Raw genomic sequence first — 17,901 nt, forward strand, 5'->3', positions numbered from 1 at the left:
TTCAGCCCTGCTGCAGGCCGTATTTCTTCACCTTGTCGAACAGCGTGGTCTTGGGCGTGCCCAGTGCCTGGCTGGCCTGGGTCATATTGCCGCCATGGCGGCGCAGCGCCTCCACGATCAGGCTCTTTTCGTAGGCTTCCACACTTTCGGCCAGGCTGGTGGTAACGCTGTCGCCGCCACTGGTCTTGAACACCGGCAGCCCCAGCGCATAGCGCTCGGCCACGTTGCGCAGCTCGCGCACATTGCCAGGCCAGTCGTGCGCCATCAGCTGGCTCTGCGTCTTGCGGTCCACTTCCAGCGGTTCACGGTCAAAACGCAGCGCTGCCTGCTGCAGGAAGCAGTCGAACAGCAGCGGAATATCCTCGCGCCGCTCGCGCAGCGGCGGAATCTCCAGCGTCACCACGTTCAGCCGGTAGTAGAAGTCGGCGCGGAACCTGCCCTGCTGCGACAGCTGGTCCAGGTCCTCCTTGGTGGCGGCGATCAGCCGGCAGTCCACGTCCACCGCCTGGTTGGAACCCAGCCGTTCCAGCTTGTGCTCCTGCAGCACCCGCAACAGTTTGATCTGCAGGTTGATGGGCATGGTTTCCACTTCGTCCAGGAACAGCGTGCCCTTGTGCGCGTGCTCGATCTTGCCGATGCGGCGCTTGCCGGCGCCGGTGAAGGCATTGGCCTCGTGGCCGAAGATCTCGCTTTCGAACAGGTTTTCCGGCAGGCCGCCGCAGTTGATGGCCACGTAGTTGTGGCTGTGGCGCCGGCTGAAGTCGTGCAGGCAGCTGGCCACCAGCTCCTTGCCGGTGCCGGTCTCGCCGAGGATCAACACGTTGGCCGCGGTATCGGCCACGTTCATGATCAGCTCGCGCAGCTCGCGGATGCGGCCGGAGCGGCCGATGATGCGCTGCTCCAGCGTCTGGCGGCCGTCCAGCTGGCGGCGCAGGCTTTCCACCTCCAGCGTCAGCATGCGCTGCTGCAGCGCGCGGCGCGCCACGTCCACCAGCCGTTCCGGCGAGAACGGTTTTTCCACGAAGTCGTAGGCGCCGTCCTTCATCGCCTGCACCGCCATCGCCACGTCGCCATGGCCGGTGATCACTACCACCGGCAGCTGGCGATCCTGCTGGTACAGCCGCTGCTGCAGGCTTAGCCCGTCCATGCCGGGCAGGCGCACATCGGTGATCACGATGCCAGGCTGCAAGCCCTGCTCGATTTTTTGCAGCGCTTCTTCGGCGCTGCCACAGCCAACCACCGGCAGGTCCTCCAGCAGCAGCGCCTGCTGGCAGCCCAGCAGTACGTGCGGGTCGTCCTCGACAAACAGGATGGGCAAGCTTTGATCAGACATGGGTCGCGTCCTCCTCGGGACACAGTGGCAGGGTCAGGATGAATTCGGCGCCACCCAGCGTGGACGGGGCGGCGGTGAGCGCGCCGCCAGCGGCGGAAGCCAGGCTGGCAGACAGTGTCAGGCCCAGGCCCAGGCCGCGTTCGGCGGGCTTGGTGGTAAAGAATGGCTCGAACAGGTGCTTGAGCACATGTTCCGGCAGACCGCTGCCGTTATCGCTGACTGTCAGCCGGTAGCAGCCATCCTGGCAGTGACCGGCCAGCACGATGCGGCCACCATTGCAGCCTTGCAATGCATCCAGCGCATTGGCCAGCAGGTTCACCAGGATCTGCTCCAGCCGGGTCTGGTCGATGGCCAGCTCCACGTCGTCGATATGCTGCTCCACGCTGGCCGGCTCGCGGCTCAGCCGCGGATGCAGCAGGAACAGCGCGGCATCCACCGCCGCCACCAGCCGCGCGCGACCGCCGGCATGCTCGGAACGACGGGCGAAGGAGCGCAGCGAGGCGGTGATCTTGCCCATGCGCTCCACCAATTCTCCGATAGTAGTGAGGTTGGCCGCAGCAATGTCCTGCTGCCCGCGCTGCAGAAACTTGATGGTGTTGCCGGACAGGGTGCGCAGTGCTGCCAGCGGCTGGTTGAGTTCGTGGGCGATGCCGGTGGACATCTGGCCTATCACCGCCAGCTTGCCGGCCTGGATCAGTTCATTCTGGGTGCGCCGCAAGCTCTGCTCGGCCTGCTCGCGCTCCTGGATCTCGGCGCGCAGCCGGTCATTGCTGGATTTGAGATCGGCGGTGCGTTCGGTAATCCGACGTTCCAGTTCGCTGTTGGCCGCTTCCAGCGCCTCGCGTGCGGCCAGCTTGGTGGCCACCGCCTTGCGCCGCTCGTTCATGGCGATGATCAGCAGGGTGACAAAGGCCGCCAACGCCGCTGCCAGCAAGGCATGCGTCAGCGCCGCCGCACGCACCTCGCCCAGCGGGCTGAGCAGGGTCAGTGTCCAGCGGGTGTCGTTCAGGGTGCGCGACTGCACCAGGTAGCGGTGAATGCGCAGCGGGTTCTTCTCATCGCCCACCCCCCATTGCTCCAGCCCCGGCGCCAGTTCGCTGCGCTCCGATAGCGACAGCTCCGGCAGCAGCTCCCAGTGGTATTGCAGGCTCAGCGCCAGCTGCTGGCGCCGCTCGGCGGAGATCGCCCGCATGGCACGCAGATGCCAGGCCGGATTGGTGGCCAGGATGATCACATCGTTCTCGTCCGACACCACCACATTGGAGTTGGCCTTGCGCCAGCCCTGCTCCATCTGCGCCAGCCGCACCTTGACCACCGCCACGCCGATGATGCGATCGCCCACCCGCAGCGGGCTGGACAAGTAATAGCCAGGCTCGCCGGACAGGCTGTCCAGGCCATAGAACTGCCCCTGGCCACCATTCATCGCCTCGACAAAATACGGCCGGGTAGACAGGTCCTCGCCGACATAGCTGTCGATGCGGCGCCAGTTGCTGGCGGCCAGCACCTGCCCGCTAACATCCAGCACGTACAGCGCCAGCGTGCCGCTGCGGCTGGTCATGCCTTCCAGGTATTCGTTCACCTCGCGCCGCAGATGGGCAAAGCGGTCGTCGGTGCGCCGTTGCGAAGGCTGGTCATCCTTCAGCAGCTGCAGCGTGGGCTGGTGCAGGCCCAGCACGCGCGGCAGCCAGATGTAACGTTCGATTTCGCTTTCCACGCCGCGAGCATGCAGCTCCAGCTGGCGATGGCCGTTCTCGCGCAGCGACTCCACGCCGCTGCGATAGGAAATGCGATAGGTAAGCAGGCTGCAGAGCAATACCAGCAGCACGAGGATGACGCCCCAGATCAAGGACTTGCGGACGCGGGAAGTAATCATGTCGACGGTGGGCAGTGCATTCGATAGTGATGCTGCGTTCTATCACAGCCCATGATGCGGGGCCAGAATTGCCAGGCTGGCGGGGGATGCATGCCGTAGCGGCAGGGTGTTAGGCGGTTAGGCCGCTCCGCGCTGCGGAGCGGCCTACGCCGTCCGGTCTTTGCCGGACAGGTTTTGCTCGTTCCCGTGGTGTTTTTTTTACTACGTGTCGAACGGGTTTCGACTACCTGTCTATTAGCACGTAGCGGGCCAGCTTTTCTCCCCAGCGCCACACCATAAAAATCAAACACTTAACAAGCAACACCCAGCAAGCCCAACCGGATAGCCGTATAAGCACGCCGTCGCCGTTCGGAAATCCGTACGCTCGTACTCCTCCAGCCGGACACGCCATGCGCACTAATGAGCGAAATACTGCATAAAGGCAAATAACAATGTGTGACAAATCGGTATCATGCGCAGATGTAGGGACACCGCTGCCTGATCAGCGGCAACAGCTTGGAGTCACAGATGTTTGGCAACCGTAAAAAAATAGCCGCCCTGGAAGCACAACTGCAGCAGCTGGAACAACAACGTCAGGCATTGCAACAGCAGCTGGACGCCAGCCGGCAGGAACTGCAGCAACATACCAACGCACAGCAGGAAGAAAGCCGTCAAAACACCAAGCGCGAAGTCTACCGCGCCCCGTTCGGCCAGTTCTGCGACAGCACCGCATCGATCCGAGCCTCGTTCGCCGAATTGGCCACCATGCTGGAAGACAAATTCGAACTCGCCAGCGATGCCGTGACCAGCCTGGACGAAACCCGTCAGGCGGTGGACACCCTCACCGACAGCTTCCAGCACATTGCCGAAGCACAGGCACAGACCGCACAGCAAATGGATGCGCTCAGCGACAAGACCGGCCGCATCCAGCAATTCGTGCAGCTGATCAAGGACGTGGCCGACCAGACCAATCTGCTGGCACTGAACGCCGCAATCGAAGCCGCGCGCGCCGGCGAACAGGGCCGTGGCTTTGCTGTGGTGGCCGACGAAGTACGCAAGCTGGCCGAGCGCACTGCGCAAGCCACCAATGAAATCTCCAGCCTGGTAAGCGAGGTCGACACTGCGTCCAGCTCTACCAAGCAGCAGGTGGCCGAGGCCGCTGCCCAGGCGGAAGGCTATCGCCAGACCGGCCATTCCGTGGCGACGGCAATCCGCAAGCTGGTACAGGATAGCGAGGCAATGGCCAATGTGATTGCCGCCGGCACCAACACCAGCTTCATGGAAGTGGTAAAGCTGGACCACATCGTGTTCAAGCTGGATATCTACAAGGCCTTCATCGGCTACCACGATCTGCAAGCAGACCAGGTTTCAAGCCACCGTCACTGCCGGCTGGGCAAGTGGTACTACGAAGGCCGCGGTTACAACGAGTGCCGCGGCAGCAGCAATTACAACCAGCTGGAAGCACCGCACGAACGGGTACACGAAGCCGGCCGCCAGGCACTGGAAGCCTTCCACGCCGAAGACTTTGTCCGTGCCACTCAGGCGCTGCACGATATGGAACGTGCGTCGTCGCAGGTAATGGACATCCTGACCACCATGGAACAGCAGCCCTGCCAGCATAAGGTCGGCTGACATCCTGCGGCCAACAGCCATCGCAGGCTGCTGACAAACTTCCCACTTATGGATTGCCGGACCCGGCAAAGCCGGGCCGCTCCAGCCAAGCGTTTGCATCGGCAGCCTTCCTGTTTACAAAACAAAGGCCTTTCGCGTGGCGAAAGGCCTTTGTCAGCACCCTCCATCGCTCCGCCTGTGCGGGGCGATTTGCTTTTCGGGGCACGGGAGGCAAGGCAGATCACTGGCAAGACGATAAACAGTCGTTAAGCGGCTGACGACTGGCCGACAAGCGGCGGGAGACTGTCACACACTGTCAAAAAGCTGCCACAAGACTGCAGCAAAGCTGCCTGCGCGCATGGCTAGACTACGGGCATGAACTTAGCGCACAGGAGAATCACCATGCGAATCACTACTCTAGTCACTGCCACCCTGCTCTCCCTGTCGGCGTCCTACGCCATGGCCGACCATCTGGACGGCGTGCTGGGCGGCGCCATCGGTGGTGCAGCAGGCGCTGCCATCGGCCAGAGTGTAGGTGGCCGTGACGGTGCCATCATCGGCGGTGCCATCGGTGGCGCTACCGGCGTAATCCTCACCCAGCAGCGCGAACAACGCGTGATTGTGCGCGAGCCGCGCCCGCAACGGGTGGTGTATGCGGTACCGGTACAGCCGCGCCCGGTGTACTACGTGGTCAAGCCCTACAAGAAGCATCACCGTCATGGCCCCTGGGGCGACCGCGGTCGCTGGGACAAGCATGAGCGCTGGGGTGACGACGACTGATCCAGCCAGGTGTTTCAACCGGCAGCCTTCCTGTTTACAAAACAAAGCCCTTCCGCGTGCGGAAGGGCTTTGTGACACTTTCAAGCCGCGGCAACTGCCGCGGCTTTTTGGCGAGTAGCGACTGGCGCTTAGGCTTTCACCACCTGGGCAATCGCTTCGGCTACGGCGCCGATGTTCTTGCTGTTCAGTGCCGCCAGGCAGATACGGCCGGTGGACACGGCGTAGATGCCGAACTCTTCCTTCAGGCGCTCTACCTGGGCTGCGGACAGACCGGTGTAGGAGAACATGCCGCGCTGCTGGATCACGAAGCTGAAGTCCTGCGCCACACCCTGGGCCTTGATGGCGTCTACCAGGCCACTACGCATGGTGCGGATGCGATCACGCATGCCAGCCAGCTCGTCTTCCCACATCTGGCGCAGCTCGCTGCTGCCCAGTACCGCGGCCACTACCGCGCCACCGTGGATCGGCGGGTTGGAGTAGTTGGTGCGGATCACGCGCTTCAGTTGCGACAGCACGCGCGCAGCTTCTTCCTTGCTGGCAGTCACGATGGACAGCGCGCCTACACGCTCGCCGTACAGCGAGAAGCTCTTGGAGAAGGAGCTGGACACGAAGAACTGCAGGCCGGAAGCAGAGAACAGGTTCACTGCCACCGCATCCTGGGCGATGCCTTCGGCAAAGCCCTGGTAGGCCATGTCGAGGAACGGCACCAGGCCGCGTTCACGGCAGACTTCCACCACCTCGGCCCACTGGGCGTCGGACAGGTCGGCGCCGGTCGGGTTGTGGCAGCAGGCGTGCAGGATGATGATGGAACCGGCATCCAGGCCCAGCAGGAAGGACTTCATGCCGGCAAAGTTCACGCCACGGGTAGCCGCATCGTAGTACGGGTAGTTTTCCACCTCGAAACCGGCGGCTTCGAACAGCGCGCGGTGGTTTTCCCACGACGGATCGCTGATGTATACCTTGGCGCTCGGGTTCAGGCGCTTGAGGAAGTCGCCACCGATCTTCAGCGCGCCGGTGCCACCCAGTGCCTGGGCGGTAACCACGCGGCCAGCGGCGGTCAGCTCGCTGTCGGTACCGAACAGCAGATTTTGCACAGCCTGGTTGTAGGCAACCGGGCCTTCGATCGGCTGGTAGCCGCGCGGCGGCATGGCTTCCAGACGGGCTTTCTCGGCAGCCTTCACGGCGGCCAGCAGCGGGATCTTGCCGTTATCATCGTAATAAACGCCAACACCCAGATTCACCTTGCTGGTGCGGGTATCGGCGTTGAAGGCTTCGTTCAGACCCAGGATCGGGTCACGCGGGGCCATCTCGACGGCGGCGAAAATCGAAGAGGACATGCGGGGCTCCATAAAATGCACGGGTGGCAGGCCGCCTGCGGCCAACCTGCCAGGTGATGAAAACCGGATGCCGAAGTTTAACACGCCCCCTGCTGCCGCGCTGCGACAAGGGGCTTGACCCGTATGCGTCAGGATTGCAGCCGCAACAGCAAAGCTGGCACATCCTGCCACGTCACCTGGCTAACCTTTACCTGCACGCCATCGGCCATGACCTCATCCGGCAGTTTTGTTTCCATTCCGCCCAGCCGCCGGTATACCTGCCGCGCCGGCTGGTTATCATCCAGCACATGCAGCAGCAGTGCCTGCCCCGTCCAGTGCCGCTGTAGCAGCGCCGCGGCCCAGGCCAGCAGCAGCTTGCCCAAGCCACAGCCCTGCCACGCCGGCAACACATGCAGGTTGTCCAGATAGATGCCCTGTTCCGGCAAAAAGCCCGGCTGCAGGCAGACAAAGCCGGCGGCTTCGCCATCGACCCGTGCGATACAGATGACATATTCGCCGGCAGGCGCCGCCATGCGCTGCTGCCACTTGTCGTGCATCTGTGCAGCGCAATTACCATCCAGATAGGCATCCGGCAACACGCCACGGTAAGCCACGCGCCAGCTGCGCAGGTGCAGATCGGCCAGCAGGGCGGCATCTTCGGCGACGGCGACACTCAGAATGGGATCGGACATGGTAGGCTCCGGCAATCATCCGGGCATGCTACCCACCTATCGATAACGAGACAAACCATGCAAGTCATCCGCTTTGCCGATCTGGCGGCCACCCCGTGGAAAAACGGTGGCGGCATTACCCGCCAGCTGCTGATCCAGCCGCCTGCGGCCAACCTCGACAACTTCACCCTGCGCATCAGCATTGCCGATGTGGACAGCGACGGCCCGTTCTCCGATTTTTCCGGCATCGACCGTACGCTGGGCCTGCTCAGCGGCGGCGGTCTCTGCTTGCTGGAAAACGGGCAGCCGCTCACCACGCTGCAGCCGGGCGGCGAGCTGTACGTATTCGATGGCGGCCGCGCCATCAGCAGCCAGCGCCTGGCCGGCAAGGTACAGGATTTCAACGTGATGACCCGCCGCGGCGCCGCCAGCCACCAGGCCACACGCCTGAGCCTGCAAGACGAGCAGGCTTTGCACACCAGCGGCCCAGCCCTGCTGTTGCTGGCCGAGGGCGAGGCGCTGCAGGTGACCGGCAGCAGCGATCAACAATCACTGGGGCGCTGGGATGCATTGTGGCTAGACGGCGCGACGGAACTGCAGTTGCAGCCCACCGGCAACTGCAGCCTGATCCTGGTCGCGGTGCAGCCGGCATGAGCGTGGCCTCGCCCTGCATCGGCATCTGCGAACTGGACGCCAGCGGCCGCTACTGCACCGGCTGCCTGCGCACCTGCGCCGAGATCGCCGGCTGGCCCACCGCCAGCGATGCGCAAAAGCTGGCGGTGCTGGAGCGCCTGCAGGTGCTGCGCACGCCTGGCGAGATTCGCCAGCTGGCCTGCAGCCAATGCGGCCAAGCCTTTCAATGCGGCACCGGAGGCAAGCTGGGAGGCTGCTGGTGCGCCGACCTGCCGCCACTGCTGGCGGCGCCGGCGGACAATCAATCTGGCGATTGCCTGTGCCCACGCTGCCTGCAGCAGTTGGCCGCAAGCTAAAAACAACAACCCCGGCTCAGTGGCCGGGGTTGTCATTTGTGGCAGCCGCAGGAATTACTCGCTGCGCACTTCCGCCATGGCCTTGCGCTTGGCCAGCATGGTGCCGGTAAGTACCACCAGCGCCGCGCCCACTGCGCCACCCAGCTGGTGCGACCAGCCCGGCAGCACACCCACGTAGTCCAGCAGACCGCGGTCGGTCAGCAGCATCGAGCCGCCGATCCAGCCCAGCAGGCCGCCACCGACGGTAATCACGATCGGGAAGCGATCCATCAGCTTCAGCACCAGCTGGCTGCCCCACACGATGATGGGGATGGAAACCACGATGCCGAACACCACCAGCGCCAGGCTGCCATGCGCCGCGCCCGCCACTGCGATCACGTTGTCGAAGCTCATCACCGCGTCCGCCACGATGATGGTCTTCACCGCGCCCCACAGGTGGGTGCTGCCCTTCACGTCGTGACCGTCGTCGTCTTCACCCACCAGCAGCTTCATGCCGATCCACAGCAGCAGCAGACCGCCGGCCAGCTTCAGGAACGGGATATCCAGGATCTGCAGCGCGAAGGCAATCAGTGCCACGCGCAGGCCGATGGCGCCGATCACGCCCCAGAAGATGCCTTTCTTGCGCTGCTCTTCCGGCAGGCTGCGGCAGGCCAGCGCGATCACTACCGCGTTGTCGCCGCCCAGCAGGATGTCGATCATGATGATCTGCAGCACCGATACCCAGAACGTGCTTTCACCAAGCATTTCAAACATTGTCTACTACCCTCCTCATGGAATTCAGGCGTACCGCCCTGTCTGTCAGCGGCAGTATCGCAGGTCAAACTTTCAAAAAGCTGTCAGGACACCTCGAAAAACGCCAGATTTCGTCGCGATACTGCGTTGCTCACGAAAAATGTCTCCTTACATATCAAACATATGCCGCGTCGACATTTTCCGTTCGCGCCTTGTCTCGCCGTGACTTAACACGATCGGAAAGCCGGGTTTTTCGAGGCGCCCTTCAGTGCAGCATGTCCCATAGCAGCTTGCAGATCAGCACCGTCACCAGTAGCAGAAACAGCACGCGCACGAAGCCGGCGCCCTTGCGCATGGCAATCCACGAGCCGGTCAGTGCGCCAGCCACATTGCACACCGCCATCGGCAGCGCGTAGCTGTACAGCACATTGCCGCTGGGAATGAAAAAGCACAGTGCCGCCACATTGGTTGCCAGGTTGACCACCTTGGCCGCCGCCGAAGCGTGCAGGAAATCGAAGGCAAAAAACCGCACGAACAGGAACATCAGGAAGCTGCCGGTGCCCGGGCCGAACAGCCCGTCGTAAAAGCCGATGCCGCCGCCGATGGCCACGCCCAGCAGCATCTCGCGCCGGCCGATGCTCACCGGCTGGTGCAGCTTGCCCAGGTCCTTCTTGCGGAAGGTGTAGATGGCCATGCCGATCAGCAGCACCACCACCAGCGGCCGCATCACCTCGCGCGGAATCAGGCTTACCGCCGCCGCGCCGGCAAAGGACATCGCAAACGCCGCACCGGTGGCCGGCAGCACCAGCCGCCACGGCAGGCGCACGCGCCGCAGGTAGGAACGCGCCGCGGACAGCGTGCCAAACGCCGATGACATCTTATTGGTGCCGAACAGCGTGGCCACCGATGACTGCGGCAGCGCGTTGAACAGCGCCGGTATCTGGATCAGCCCGCCACCGCCCACCGCCGCATCGATCAAGCCCGCCAGAAAGGCGAACAGACACAGAAACCCCAGTGTCAGCATGAGAGATCCCGGCAAAAAAGGCGCCATTGTAACGGGATTGCCGCAAGCTGGCAGATATCGCGGCAAAACAGCGCGGTAGTCGGCCGGCTACCGACGGACTCAGGCACAATGTCATTTTCTGTCAATACGGCCAGCATCATGACCATGGAACAACTCGGCTACATCGCCGCCCTGCTCACCACCGGCAGCTTCCTGCCGCAGGTGCTGCACACCCTGAAAAGCCGCGATACCCGCAGCATCTCGCTGGCGATGTATCTGATGTTCGTCAGCGGTACCGTACTGTGGCTGCTGTATGGCTGGTCCATCGGCTCGGTACCGGTAGTTGCGGCCAACGGCATCACCCTGCTGCTGTCGTCCGTCATCCTGGCGATGAAATTGCGCCAGGTTGCGCGCGACCGCGGCTAAGCGGACAGGCCAGTCATGACAGAAAGCACAAGGCCCCGCGCAGCGGGGCCTTGTCAGGCTGCTGACAAACTACCCATTTATGCATTGCCGGACCCGGCAAAGCCGGGCCGCGCCAGTTAAGCGCTTGAATCGGCAGCCTTCCTGTTTACAAAACAAAGTCCTTTTGCGAGGCAAAAGGACTTTGTCAACACTCGGACAAGGCCCCGCTACGCGGGGCCTTGTCATGTGCGCGGCGCGTGTTTACCTGGCCACACCGTGCAACAGCGGCTCCAGCAGCCCGCTTAAGCCTTCCCAGATGATCTGCACCCCCAGGCACAGCAGGATGAACGCGGTCAGGCGCAGGAACACCACCGCCCCGGTCTGGCCCAGATAGCGCAGGAACTTGTCGGCGTGCAGCAGGCACCACCAGATCAGCAGGCAGGTCACCGACACCGCCGCCACCGCCGCCAGCGGCGCCACGGTGAACTTCACCAGCGCCTTGCCGCTGCTAGTGAGCGAGGCGCCGACGGTAATGGCCACCGAAATCGAGCCCGGCCCCACCGTCATCGGAAAGGTCAGCGGGTAGAAGGCACGCTGCTTCAGCGTTTCGCGGTTTTCCAGTTCGGCCACGCCGGGCGTGTTTTCCGCCGGGTTGTCGTTCAGCATGCGCCAGGCGGCAATGGTGATCAGCAGGCCGCCGGAAATCTGCACCACCGGCAGTGACACGCCGAAGAAACTCAGCACGAAGCCGCCGATATACATGCTGCCCAGCAGCAACAGGAAGCAGTAGATGGCAATACGCCGCGCCAGGAACGCCCGCTGCGCCTGGCTGTTGTGCGAGGTCATCGAGATGAAGAACGGCACCAGCCCCGGCGGATTGATGATGGGCAGCAAGGCTGCGGCCACGAACAGGAACTTGCTGACGAACAGCGACAACATCGGACTCATGCGGGGGCTCCTGCCGGATTTACGCCTTGGCGCACCGGCATATTCTATTGATAATCGCCGCGATTCTAGCATTGCGGCCAACGTTGGCCGCAACATCTGCCGCGAAAACAAAAACGCCGCACAATGTGCGGCGTTTTGCTGGCTGGCTGCGGATTACGCTTCCACTGCCGGCAGCGCGATCTGGTCGTCCTTGCTGAACTGGTAGTCGCGGAACACATGCTCGGCGCTCAACAGCTGGTAGCTGCCATCAGCCTTGCGCACGGTAGTGTCCTTCAGCCGGTAGGTGTACTGGCCGCAGGTCCAGCAATCGAAGTTGCGCATGTGGGTACACAGACAGGTCTTGTCCATTACCTTGACGCGACGCTCGCCCGGGTGGGCGGCCACTTCGCGGTTGTAGGCCTCGATGTACTGGCAGCTGCCGCTGGCATCCAGCAGGTAGCCGTAGGCTTCGCAGTTCGGGCGGATGCCGTCGCCGATGGCCGGGCACTGCTTGATCATGCGCATCGGGTAACCGGTGGGCGACAGCTGGTTGACTTCGATGTCTTCCTCATCAGCGCGGAAGTACTCCTGCTTGATCTTGTCCGGCAGGCCGCACTCGTGCGTCACGGTGAAGCGGGTGGCCACCTGCACGCCGCTGGCACCCATTTCCAGAAACCGCACCGCATCGCTGCCGGTAAAGATGCCGCCGGCGGCGATCAGCGGAATGTCCAGGTTCTCCGCCTTCAGCCAGTCGCGGATCTCCACCACGATATCGGCCAGGTTGTACTGGTCCCAGTCCATGCCGAAGCCGAGGTGACCACCGGCCAGCGGGCCTTCGATCACCACGTAGTCCGGCTGGCGCTTGGTACGCGCGGTCTTTTTCAGGAACAGCTGCAGCGCGCGCAGCGAGGACACGATGATGCCCAGCTTGGCCTCGCGGAAACGCGGGTGATCCTCGATCAGCGCAAAGGAGCCCAGGTGCAGACCGGCTGCCAGGGTGATGCCGTCGATGCCGGCATCCAGCGCCGCGTGCATGCGCACCTTCAGCGTTTCCTTCGGCGCGTTCATGGTCAGCTTTTCCATGCAGTTGATGAAAATCAGACCATTACCCTGCTTGGCATCCATCGCGCTGCGCACGTGCATGCGAGTGGCGTCGGCCAGCTCCTGCAGGTCGAACTTCACCACCGACTTGTCGGTGTTCTCGACGTTGAACTTGTACTGTTTGAGCTTGTTCTTGACGTACTTGGTATTGAAGCGGCGGTCGGCCACGGTGGGCACCATCGCATCCGAGATATGGCCGATACCACCGAGACGGGCCACTTCCAGCGCCAGCGAGGCAGTGGAAATATCCACGCCCATACCGCCCTGCATGATCGGCACCAGCTCGTGCTCGCCCAGGCGCAGGCGGAAATCATCAACACATTTCATTTCTAACTACACTCTCCGTAGGACTGGGCGGCATTATACGGCAAAGCGTCCGCCATAGAGTTTTTACTCACTTAAGAGCAGGTATAAACGATGCGCACAGCCCGCCGCTATTCATATAGCGCGGTGTCGCCGGCCACTCCCGGAAACGCCACCATGCCGCCAAAACGCATGCCAAGCGACTCCAGCACCCGCGCCGAAGCGCTGTTGGCCGGGTCGATGTAGGCCACCACTCGGTCCAGTTGCAGCACATCGCGACCATGCGCCAGGCAGGCCTGTGCTGCTTCGCGGGCATAGCCCTGGCCACGGGCATGCTGCAACAGCGCATAGCCAAGATCGACATGCGGCATGTTGTCGCGGCGAATCAGGCCGCACATGCCCAGTGCCAGACCGTCTTCCAGCCGTTCGACACACCACAGTCCGTGTCCGTGGCGGGCATAGCTGGCCAGTGGCCCCTCGCTCAGATAGGCGCGTGCCTGCGCCACGCTACGCACGCCACGATCAGTCACGAAGCGGATGAAGTCTGGATCATTCAACACCCCCAGCACCACGGCGGTATCGTCCAGGGTGAATTCGCGCAGGATCAAGCGCGAAGTACGGATGGGCTGCATGGCGACTCCTTGATCTGCCGGGCACCTCGAAAAACGCCAGCGTTGGTTGCGATATCGCACTACCTGCAAAAAAGCCTTCCTGCATGGCAAACCGAAGCTGCGCGTCTGCGTTGTCGGCACCTCGTCTGAACAGGAAATCCGGCTTTTTCGAAGTGCCCTACTCCCTCTGGGCGGGTGACAAGCCTGCCACTTGCTGGCAAGGTACCGCCACCGATACGCGGGGCAGCCGCAAGGTAACAGGAATGCCGACCCAGGGCAAAATCCAGCGGCAAGTTCGCTGATTTCCCTGCCGGCACTGTTGATTTTGCCGCCCACGCCCATATCTGGCTTGCTGGCGCCTTTTTGCTTGCATCTCCATTCGCAAGACACAACCCTTTATCTCACAGGAAACTTTCATGACCATTACCGTCAACGGTGTCGAAATTACCGAAGCCATGGTGCAAGCCGAGCTGCCGAACCACGAAGACACCCCGTCCCCGCGCGAAGCTGCCACCCAGCAGCTGATCCTGCATCGCCTGTTGCTGGAAGCCGCGCGTGCCGCCGGCTTTGACAATGCCAACGAAGGCGAAGCCATCGGCGCCCTGCTGGACAAGGAACTGCAATTCGCCCCGGTGGACGATGCCGCCTGCGAGGCCTACTACACTGCCCACCCGGAATACTTCCGCCAGGGCGACAGCGCGGCTGCCAGCCACATCCTGTTCAAGACCGAAGCTGCTGACGAGCTGGCCAAATCGCTGACCCGCGCCAAGGCCGAAGGCGTACTGGCCGATGTACAGGCCAACCCGGCACGCTTTGCCGACCTGGCTCGCGAACACTCCTCCTGCCCGTCCAGCCAGCAAGGCGGCGCGCTGGGCCAGTTCGGCCGCGGCCAGATGGTGCCGGAGTTCGAGCAGGCGGTATTCAGCACCGCCGCAGGCAACATCACCCCGAACCTGGTGGAAACCCAGTTCGGCTACCACATCATTCAGGTGACCGAGCGCAGCGAAGGCGGCCAGATCAGCCTGGATGACGTCAAGCCGCGTCTGCAGCAATACCTGAACGAAATGGCTGCCCGTCAGGCCATGCACGAGTACCTGAGCAAGCTGGTTCAGGCTGCCGATATCCAGGGTTTCAAGATGCAGTAATGCACACCGGCCCTTGCGCACCGCGCGGGGCTGCTGTCGCCATCAACAACGGCCGGGCTTCCGGCCGTTGTTGTCTCTACCGAATTTACATACTGCAAATTTACATTCAGAAACATTTCGCCGCCCGGCACGCTTCCGACTAGACTTAGCACTATCCGTTCCAAGCCGGGGCAAGACCGATGCTGATGTATCCGTTTTTCAAGCTGATGGCCGACAAGAAGGCCAGCGACCTGTTTTTCACTGCCGACATGGCGCCGCAGATCAAGATCGAAGGCACCATCATGCCGGTCAACGACAAGGCCTTTACCGGCGAACACGTCAAACGGCTGGCCTACAGCCTGATGAACGAGGAAGAAATCACCGAGTTCGAAACCACGCTGGAGATGAACTTCGGCCGCCAGGTGGAAGACCTCGGCAACTTCCGGGTGAACATCTTTCGCCAGCGCGGTGATGTCGCCATCGTGATCCGCTTCATCGCGCCGGTGATTCCCAGCCTGGAGGGCCTCAACCTGCCCACCAGCCTGCAGGAACTGGTACACCTCAAGCGTGGCCTGGTGTTCGTGGTAGGCTCCACCGGCTCCGGCAAGAGCACTACCGTGGCGGCCATGCTGGACCACCGCAACCGCAGTATCAGCGGCCATATCCTGACGGTGGAAGACCCGATCGAATTTGTGTTCCAGCACAAGAAAAGCATCGTCAACCAGCGCGAAATCGGCATCGACACCCTGAGCTACAGCAATGCGCTGAAAAACGCCATGCGCGAGGCGCCGGATGTGCTGATGATCGGCGAGATCCGCGATGCGGAAACCCTTACCCACGCCATCAACTACGCGCAGTCCGGCCACCTGTGCATCTCCACCCTGCACGGCAACAACAGTTATCACACGCTGAACCGCATCATCAGTTTCTTCCCGCTGGAAAACCGCAACGCGCTGCTGATGGATCTGGCGGAAACGCTGAAGGCAGTGCTGTCGCAGCGTCTGGTGCCCACCGTGGACGGCAAGCGCCGCCCGGCGATGGAGCTGCTGATCAACTCGCCGCACATTGCCGAACTGATCCGCAACGGCGAAATCGGCAAGATCAAGGAGGCGATCGAGGCCAGCATGAGCGATGGCTCGCAGACCTTCGAGCAATCGCTGTTCCGCCTGTACAAGGCCGGCCACATCAGCCTGGACACCGCCATGCAGTACGCCGACTCGCCCACCAACCTGTACTGGCTGATCAACCACGAAAGCGGCGGCACCGCCAGCAACGACGAAGGTGCCAGCTTTTCCGGCTTCACCCTGCAGCACTGAGCAAGCTGCGGCCAACCCTTGGCCGCAGCGCTGCCGATTGCAGCCATCAGCAGCTTTCGCCACAATGGCCGCCAGTTACCGCCACGGCGCCCGTCTGGCGCCGGCCATAGACAGCAATAGGCACCACACACCCATGATTACCCTGTACGGCATTCCCAATTGCGACACGGTCAAGAAAGCCCGCCTGTGGCTGACCGCCAATGATCTGGATTTCCAGTTCCACGACTTCAAGAAACAGGGCGTAGACGCCGCGCTGCTGCAGCGCTGGATCGCCGACATCGGCCTCGACAAGCTGATCAACCGCGCCGGCACCACCTGGCGTGCGCTCAGCGATGCGGAAAAAGCCCAGGCGGCCAGCGCCGAGAGCGCCATTGCCCTGCTGCAGGTCAAACCGTCCATCATCAAGCGCCCGGTGCTGGACCATGCCGGCAAGCTGAGCGTGGGCTTCAAGGCAGAGATCTGGCAGGAGGCCTTCGGCAAATGAGCACGACACTGCAACTGACCCAGGACCTGATGCAGCTGGACTCCATCACCCCGCGTGACGAGGGTTGCCAGGAGTTGATGATCGCCCGCCTGGAAGACATGGGCTTCACCATCGAGCGCATGCCGTTTGGCGACGTGAGCAACTTCTGGGCGCATCGCGGCCACAGCGGCCCGCTGCTGTGCTTTGCCGGCCATACCGACGTGGTGCCCACCGGCCCAGTGGAACAGTGGCAGAGCCACCCGTTCCACCCCACCATCCGCAACGGCCACCTGTTCGGCCGCGGCGCCGCCGACATGAAAGCCTCGCTGGCCGCCTTCATCACTGCCACCGAGCGCTTCGTGGCCGCCAAACCGGAGCACGACGGCATCATCGCCTTCCTGATCACCTCGGACGAGGAAGGCGTGGCCACCGACGGCACCGTGCGCGTGGTGGATGCACTGGAGGCGCGCGGCCAACATATCGACTACTGCATCGTGGGCGAGCCGACCTCGGACCAGGTCTTCGGCGACACCATCAAGAACGGCCGCCGCGGCTCACTGTCCGGCCACCTGGTGGTGCATGGCATCCAGGGCCACATCGCCTACCCTCACCTGGCGAAGAACCCCATTCACCTGGCGGCACCGGCACTGGCCGAGCTGGCCGCCGAGGTATGGGACCATGGCAACGACTACTTCCCGCCCACCAGCTGGCAGATCTCCAACATCCACGCCGGCACCGGCGCGGTGAACGTGATTCCCGGCCACTGTGACATCAAGTTCAACTTCCGCTTCTCCACCGAACATACGGCGGAAACGCTGAAGGATCGCGTGCACCAGATCCTGGACAGCCACGGCCTGGCCTACGAGCTGCACTGGGCGCTGTCCGGCAACCCGTTCATCACCCAGCCCGGACGCCTCACCGATGCCATCAGCAGCGCCATTCACGAAGTAGTCGGCGTGACAACCCAGCTGTCCACCACCGGCGGCACCTCCGATGGCCGCTTCATCAAGCGCATCGCCCGTGAACTGGTGGAGTTCGGCCCGATCAACGCCAGCATCCACAAGCTGAACGAATGCGTGAGCGTGGACGACATCGAGCCGCTGTCGCAGGTGTACGAGAAGACGCTGCACAAGCTGCTGGGATAAGGTCGCCTAGCCGTTTCCCGGATGCGCCTGCGGCTTATCCGGGCTACCAACTACATTGGCGGATCGCCCTACCTGCCGGCACAAAAAACCGCACGACACCGTGCGGTTTTTTTTTGGCTATGTCCCAATTACGAGTTGGTAACTAAGCTGAAGCAAGCACCTCACCAGGAGCGCGATGATGGATACCCAATCCTTTCAACGTCTGCTTGCCCAGCTCGA

18 protein-coding genes and 1 pseudogene are annotated in these 17,901 nt (G+C 62.7%); 10 read left to right on the forward strand and 9 right to left on the reverse strand.

Going from position 1 to position 17,901, the window contains the following annotated elements:
• Position 1: 1 nt before the first annotated feature.
• A complete protein-coding gene (locus ACFOKJ_RS13085; RefSeq protein WP_390280290.1) occupies positions 2-1,333 on the reverse strand; it encodes a two-component response regulator AauR in 1,332 nt (443 codons plus the stop codon).
• The gene (locus ACFOKJ_RS13090) at positions 1,326-3,206 is read right to left on the reverse strand and encodes an ATP-binding protein (protein ID WP_390280293.1); all 1,881 of its coding nucleotides are present in this window, start codon (positions 3,204-3,206) and stop codon (positions 1,326-1,328) included. The genes ACFOKJ_RS13085 and ACFOKJ_RS13090 overlap by 8 nt, the downstream gene beginning before the upstream one ends.
• A 915-nt stretch (positions 3,207-4,121) precedes the next feature.
• On the opposite strand from ACFOKJ_RS13090, the pseudogene ACFOKJ_RS13095 reads away from it, so the two are divergent.
• From ACFOKJ_RS13095 to ACFOKJ_RS13105, 3 genes and pseudogenes are all read left to right on the forward strand, one after another.
• A pseudogene (locus ACFOKJ_RS13095) lies at positions 4,122-4,385 on the forward strand (methyl-accepting chemotaxis protein); the annotation flags it as partial.
• A 78-nt stretch (positions 4,386-4,463) separates the two neighbouring features.
• Entirely contained in the window at positions 4,464-4,817 is a 354-nt protein-coding gene (locus tag ACFOKJ_RS13100) for a CZB domain-containing protein (RefSeq protein WP_390280326.1), read from the forward strand.
• 381 nt (positions 4,818-5,198) lie between these two features.
• Positions 5,199-5,576, forward strand: coding sequence for a glycine zipper domain-containing protein (locus tag ACFOKJ_RS13105; protein WP_390280295.1), 378 nt, complete (start codon positions 5,199-5,201; stop codon positions 5,574-5,576).
• A gap of 128 nt (positions 5,577-5,704) precedes the next feature.
• Here ACFOKJ_RS13105 and ACFOKJ_RS13110 read toward each other — a convergent pair whose 3' ends face one another.
• Together ACFOKJ_RS13110 and ACFOKJ_RS13115 are read right to left on the reverse strand one after the other, a co-directional pair.
• Positions 5,705-6,901: an amino acid aminotransferase gene (locus ACFOKJ_RS13110; RefSeq protein ID WP_390280328.1), complete on the reverse strand. Its 1,197-nt coding sequence runs from the start codon at positions 6,899-6,901 to the stop codon at positions 5,705-5,707.
• A 140-nt stretch (positions 6,902-7,041) separates the two neighbouring features.
• Positions 7,042-7,584: a GNAT family N-acetyltransferase gene (locus ACFOKJ_RS13115; protein ID WP_390280297.1), complete on the reverse strand. Its 543-nt coding sequence runs from the start codon at positions 7,582-7,584 to the stop codon at positions 7,042-7,044.
• A 57-nt stretch (positions 7,585-7,641) separates the two neighbouring features.
• Here ACFOKJ_RS13115 and ACFOKJ_RS13120 point away from each other — a divergent pair, with 57 nt between their 5' ends.
• Positions 7,642-8,217 (forward strand): HutD/Ves family protein, encoded by a 576-nt coding sequence (locus tag ACFOKJ_RS13120; protein WP_390280299.1) that lies wholly within the window; start codon positions 7,642-7,644, stop codon positions 8,215-8,217.
• Positions 8,214-8,552, forward strand: a complete 339-nt coding sequence (locus ACFOKJ_RS13125; RefSeq protein ID WP_390280301.1) for a cysteine-rich CWC family protein — start codon at positions 8,214-8,216, stop codon at positions 8,550-8,552. The genes ACFOKJ_RS13120 and ACFOKJ_RS13125 overlap by 4 nt, the downstream gene beginning before the upstream one ends.
• 54 nt (positions 8,553-8,606) lie before the next feature.
• Here ACFOKJ_RS13125 and ACFOKJ_RS13130 read toward each other — a convergent pair whose 3' ends face one another.
• Positions 8,607-9,305 (reverse strand): TerC family protein, encoded by a 699-nt coding sequence (locus ACFOKJ_RS13130; protein ID WP_390280303.1) that lies wholly within the window; start codon positions 9,303-9,305, stop codon positions 8,607-8,609.
• Between the two features lie 244 nt (positions 9,306-9,549).
• A complete protein-coding gene (locus ACFOKJ_RS13135) occupies positions 9,550-10,308 on the reverse strand; it encodes a sulfite exporter TauE/SafE family protein (RefSeq protein ID WP_390280305.1) in 759 nt (252 codons plus the stop codon).
• A gap of 138 nt (positions 10,309-10,446) precedes the next feature.
• On the opposite strand from ACFOKJ_RS13135, the gene ACFOKJ_RS13140 reads away from it, so the two are divergent.
• Positions 10,447-10,713: a SemiSWEET transporter gene (locus ACFOKJ_RS13140; RefSeq protein ID WP_390280307.1), complete on the forward strand. Its 267-nt coding sequence runs from the start codon at positions 10,447-10,449 to the stop codon at positions 10,711-10,713.
• 240 nt (positions 10,714-10,953) lie between these two features.
• Here ACFOKJ_RS13140 and ACFOKJ_RS13145 read toward each other — a convergent pair whose 3' ends face one another.
• The 3 genes from ACFOKJ_RS13145 to ACFOKJ_RS13155 form a co-directional block, all read right to left on the reverse strand.
• Positions 10,954-11,640 (reverse strand): MarC family protein, encoded by a 687-nt coding sequence (locus ACFOKJ_RS13145; RefSeq protein WP_390280309.1) that lies wholly within the window; start codon positions 11,638-11,640, stop codon positions 10,954-10,956.
• A gap of 153 nt (positions 11,641-11,793) precedes the next feature.
• Positions 11,794-13,047 (reverse strand): nitronate monooxygenase, encoded by a 1,254-nt coding sequence (locus tag ACFOKJ_RS13150; protein WP_390280311.1) that lies wholly within the window; start codon positions 13,045-13,047, stop codon positions 11,794-11,796.
• Between the two features lie 107 nt (positions 13,048-13,154).
• A complete protein-coding gene (locus ACFOKJ_RS13155) occupies positions 13,155-13,655 on the reverse strand; it encodes a GNAT family N-acetyltransferase (protein WP_390280313.1) in 501 nt (166 codons plus the stop codon).
• Positions 13,656-14,050: 395 nt separating this feature from the next.
• Between ACFOKJ_RS13155 and ACFOKJ_RS13160 the strand changes: the two genes are divergently transcribed.
• From ACFOKJ_RS13160 to dapE, 4 genes are all read left to right on the forward strand, one after another.
• Positions 14,051-14,779: a peptidylprolyl isomerase gene (locus tag ACFOKJ_RS13160; RefSeq protein ID WP_390280315.1), complete on the forward strand. Its 729-nt coding sequence runs from the start codon at positions 14,051-14,053 to the stop codon at positions 14,777-14,779.
• A 179-nt stretch (positions 14,780-14,958) separates the two neighbouring features.
• A complete protein-coding gene (locus tag ACFOKJ_RS13165; RefSeq protein WP_390280317.1) occupies positions 14,959-16,074 on the forward strand; it encodes a PilT/PilU family type 4a pilus ATPase in 1,116 nt (371 codons plus the stop codon).
• A 133-nt stretch (positions 16,075-16,207) separates the two neighbouring features.
• Positions 16,208-16,558 (forward strand): ArsC family reductase, encoded by a 351-nt coding sequence (locus ACFOKJ_RS13170; protein ID WP_390280319.1) that lies wholly within the window; start codon positions 16,208-16,210, stop codon positions 16,556-16,558.
• Positions 16,555-17,682 carry a succinyl-diaminopimelate desuccinylase gene (dapE, locus tag ACFOKJ_RS13175; protein ID WP_390280321.1) on the forward strand — a complete coding sequence of 376 codons (1,128 nt, stop codon included), beginning with the start codon at positions 16,555-16,557 and terminating at the stop codon, positions 17,680-17,682. Before ACFOKJ_RS13170 ends, dapE begins: the two co-directional genes overlap by 4 nt.
• Positions 17,683-17,901 lie beyond the last annotated feature (219 nt).

It is taken from the genome of Vogesella amnigena (genome assembly GCF_042648905.1).
GTDB classification, from domain to species: domain Bacteria; phylum Pseudomonadota; class Gammaproteobacteria; order Burkholderiales; family Chromobacteriaceae; genus Vogesella; species Vogesella amnigena.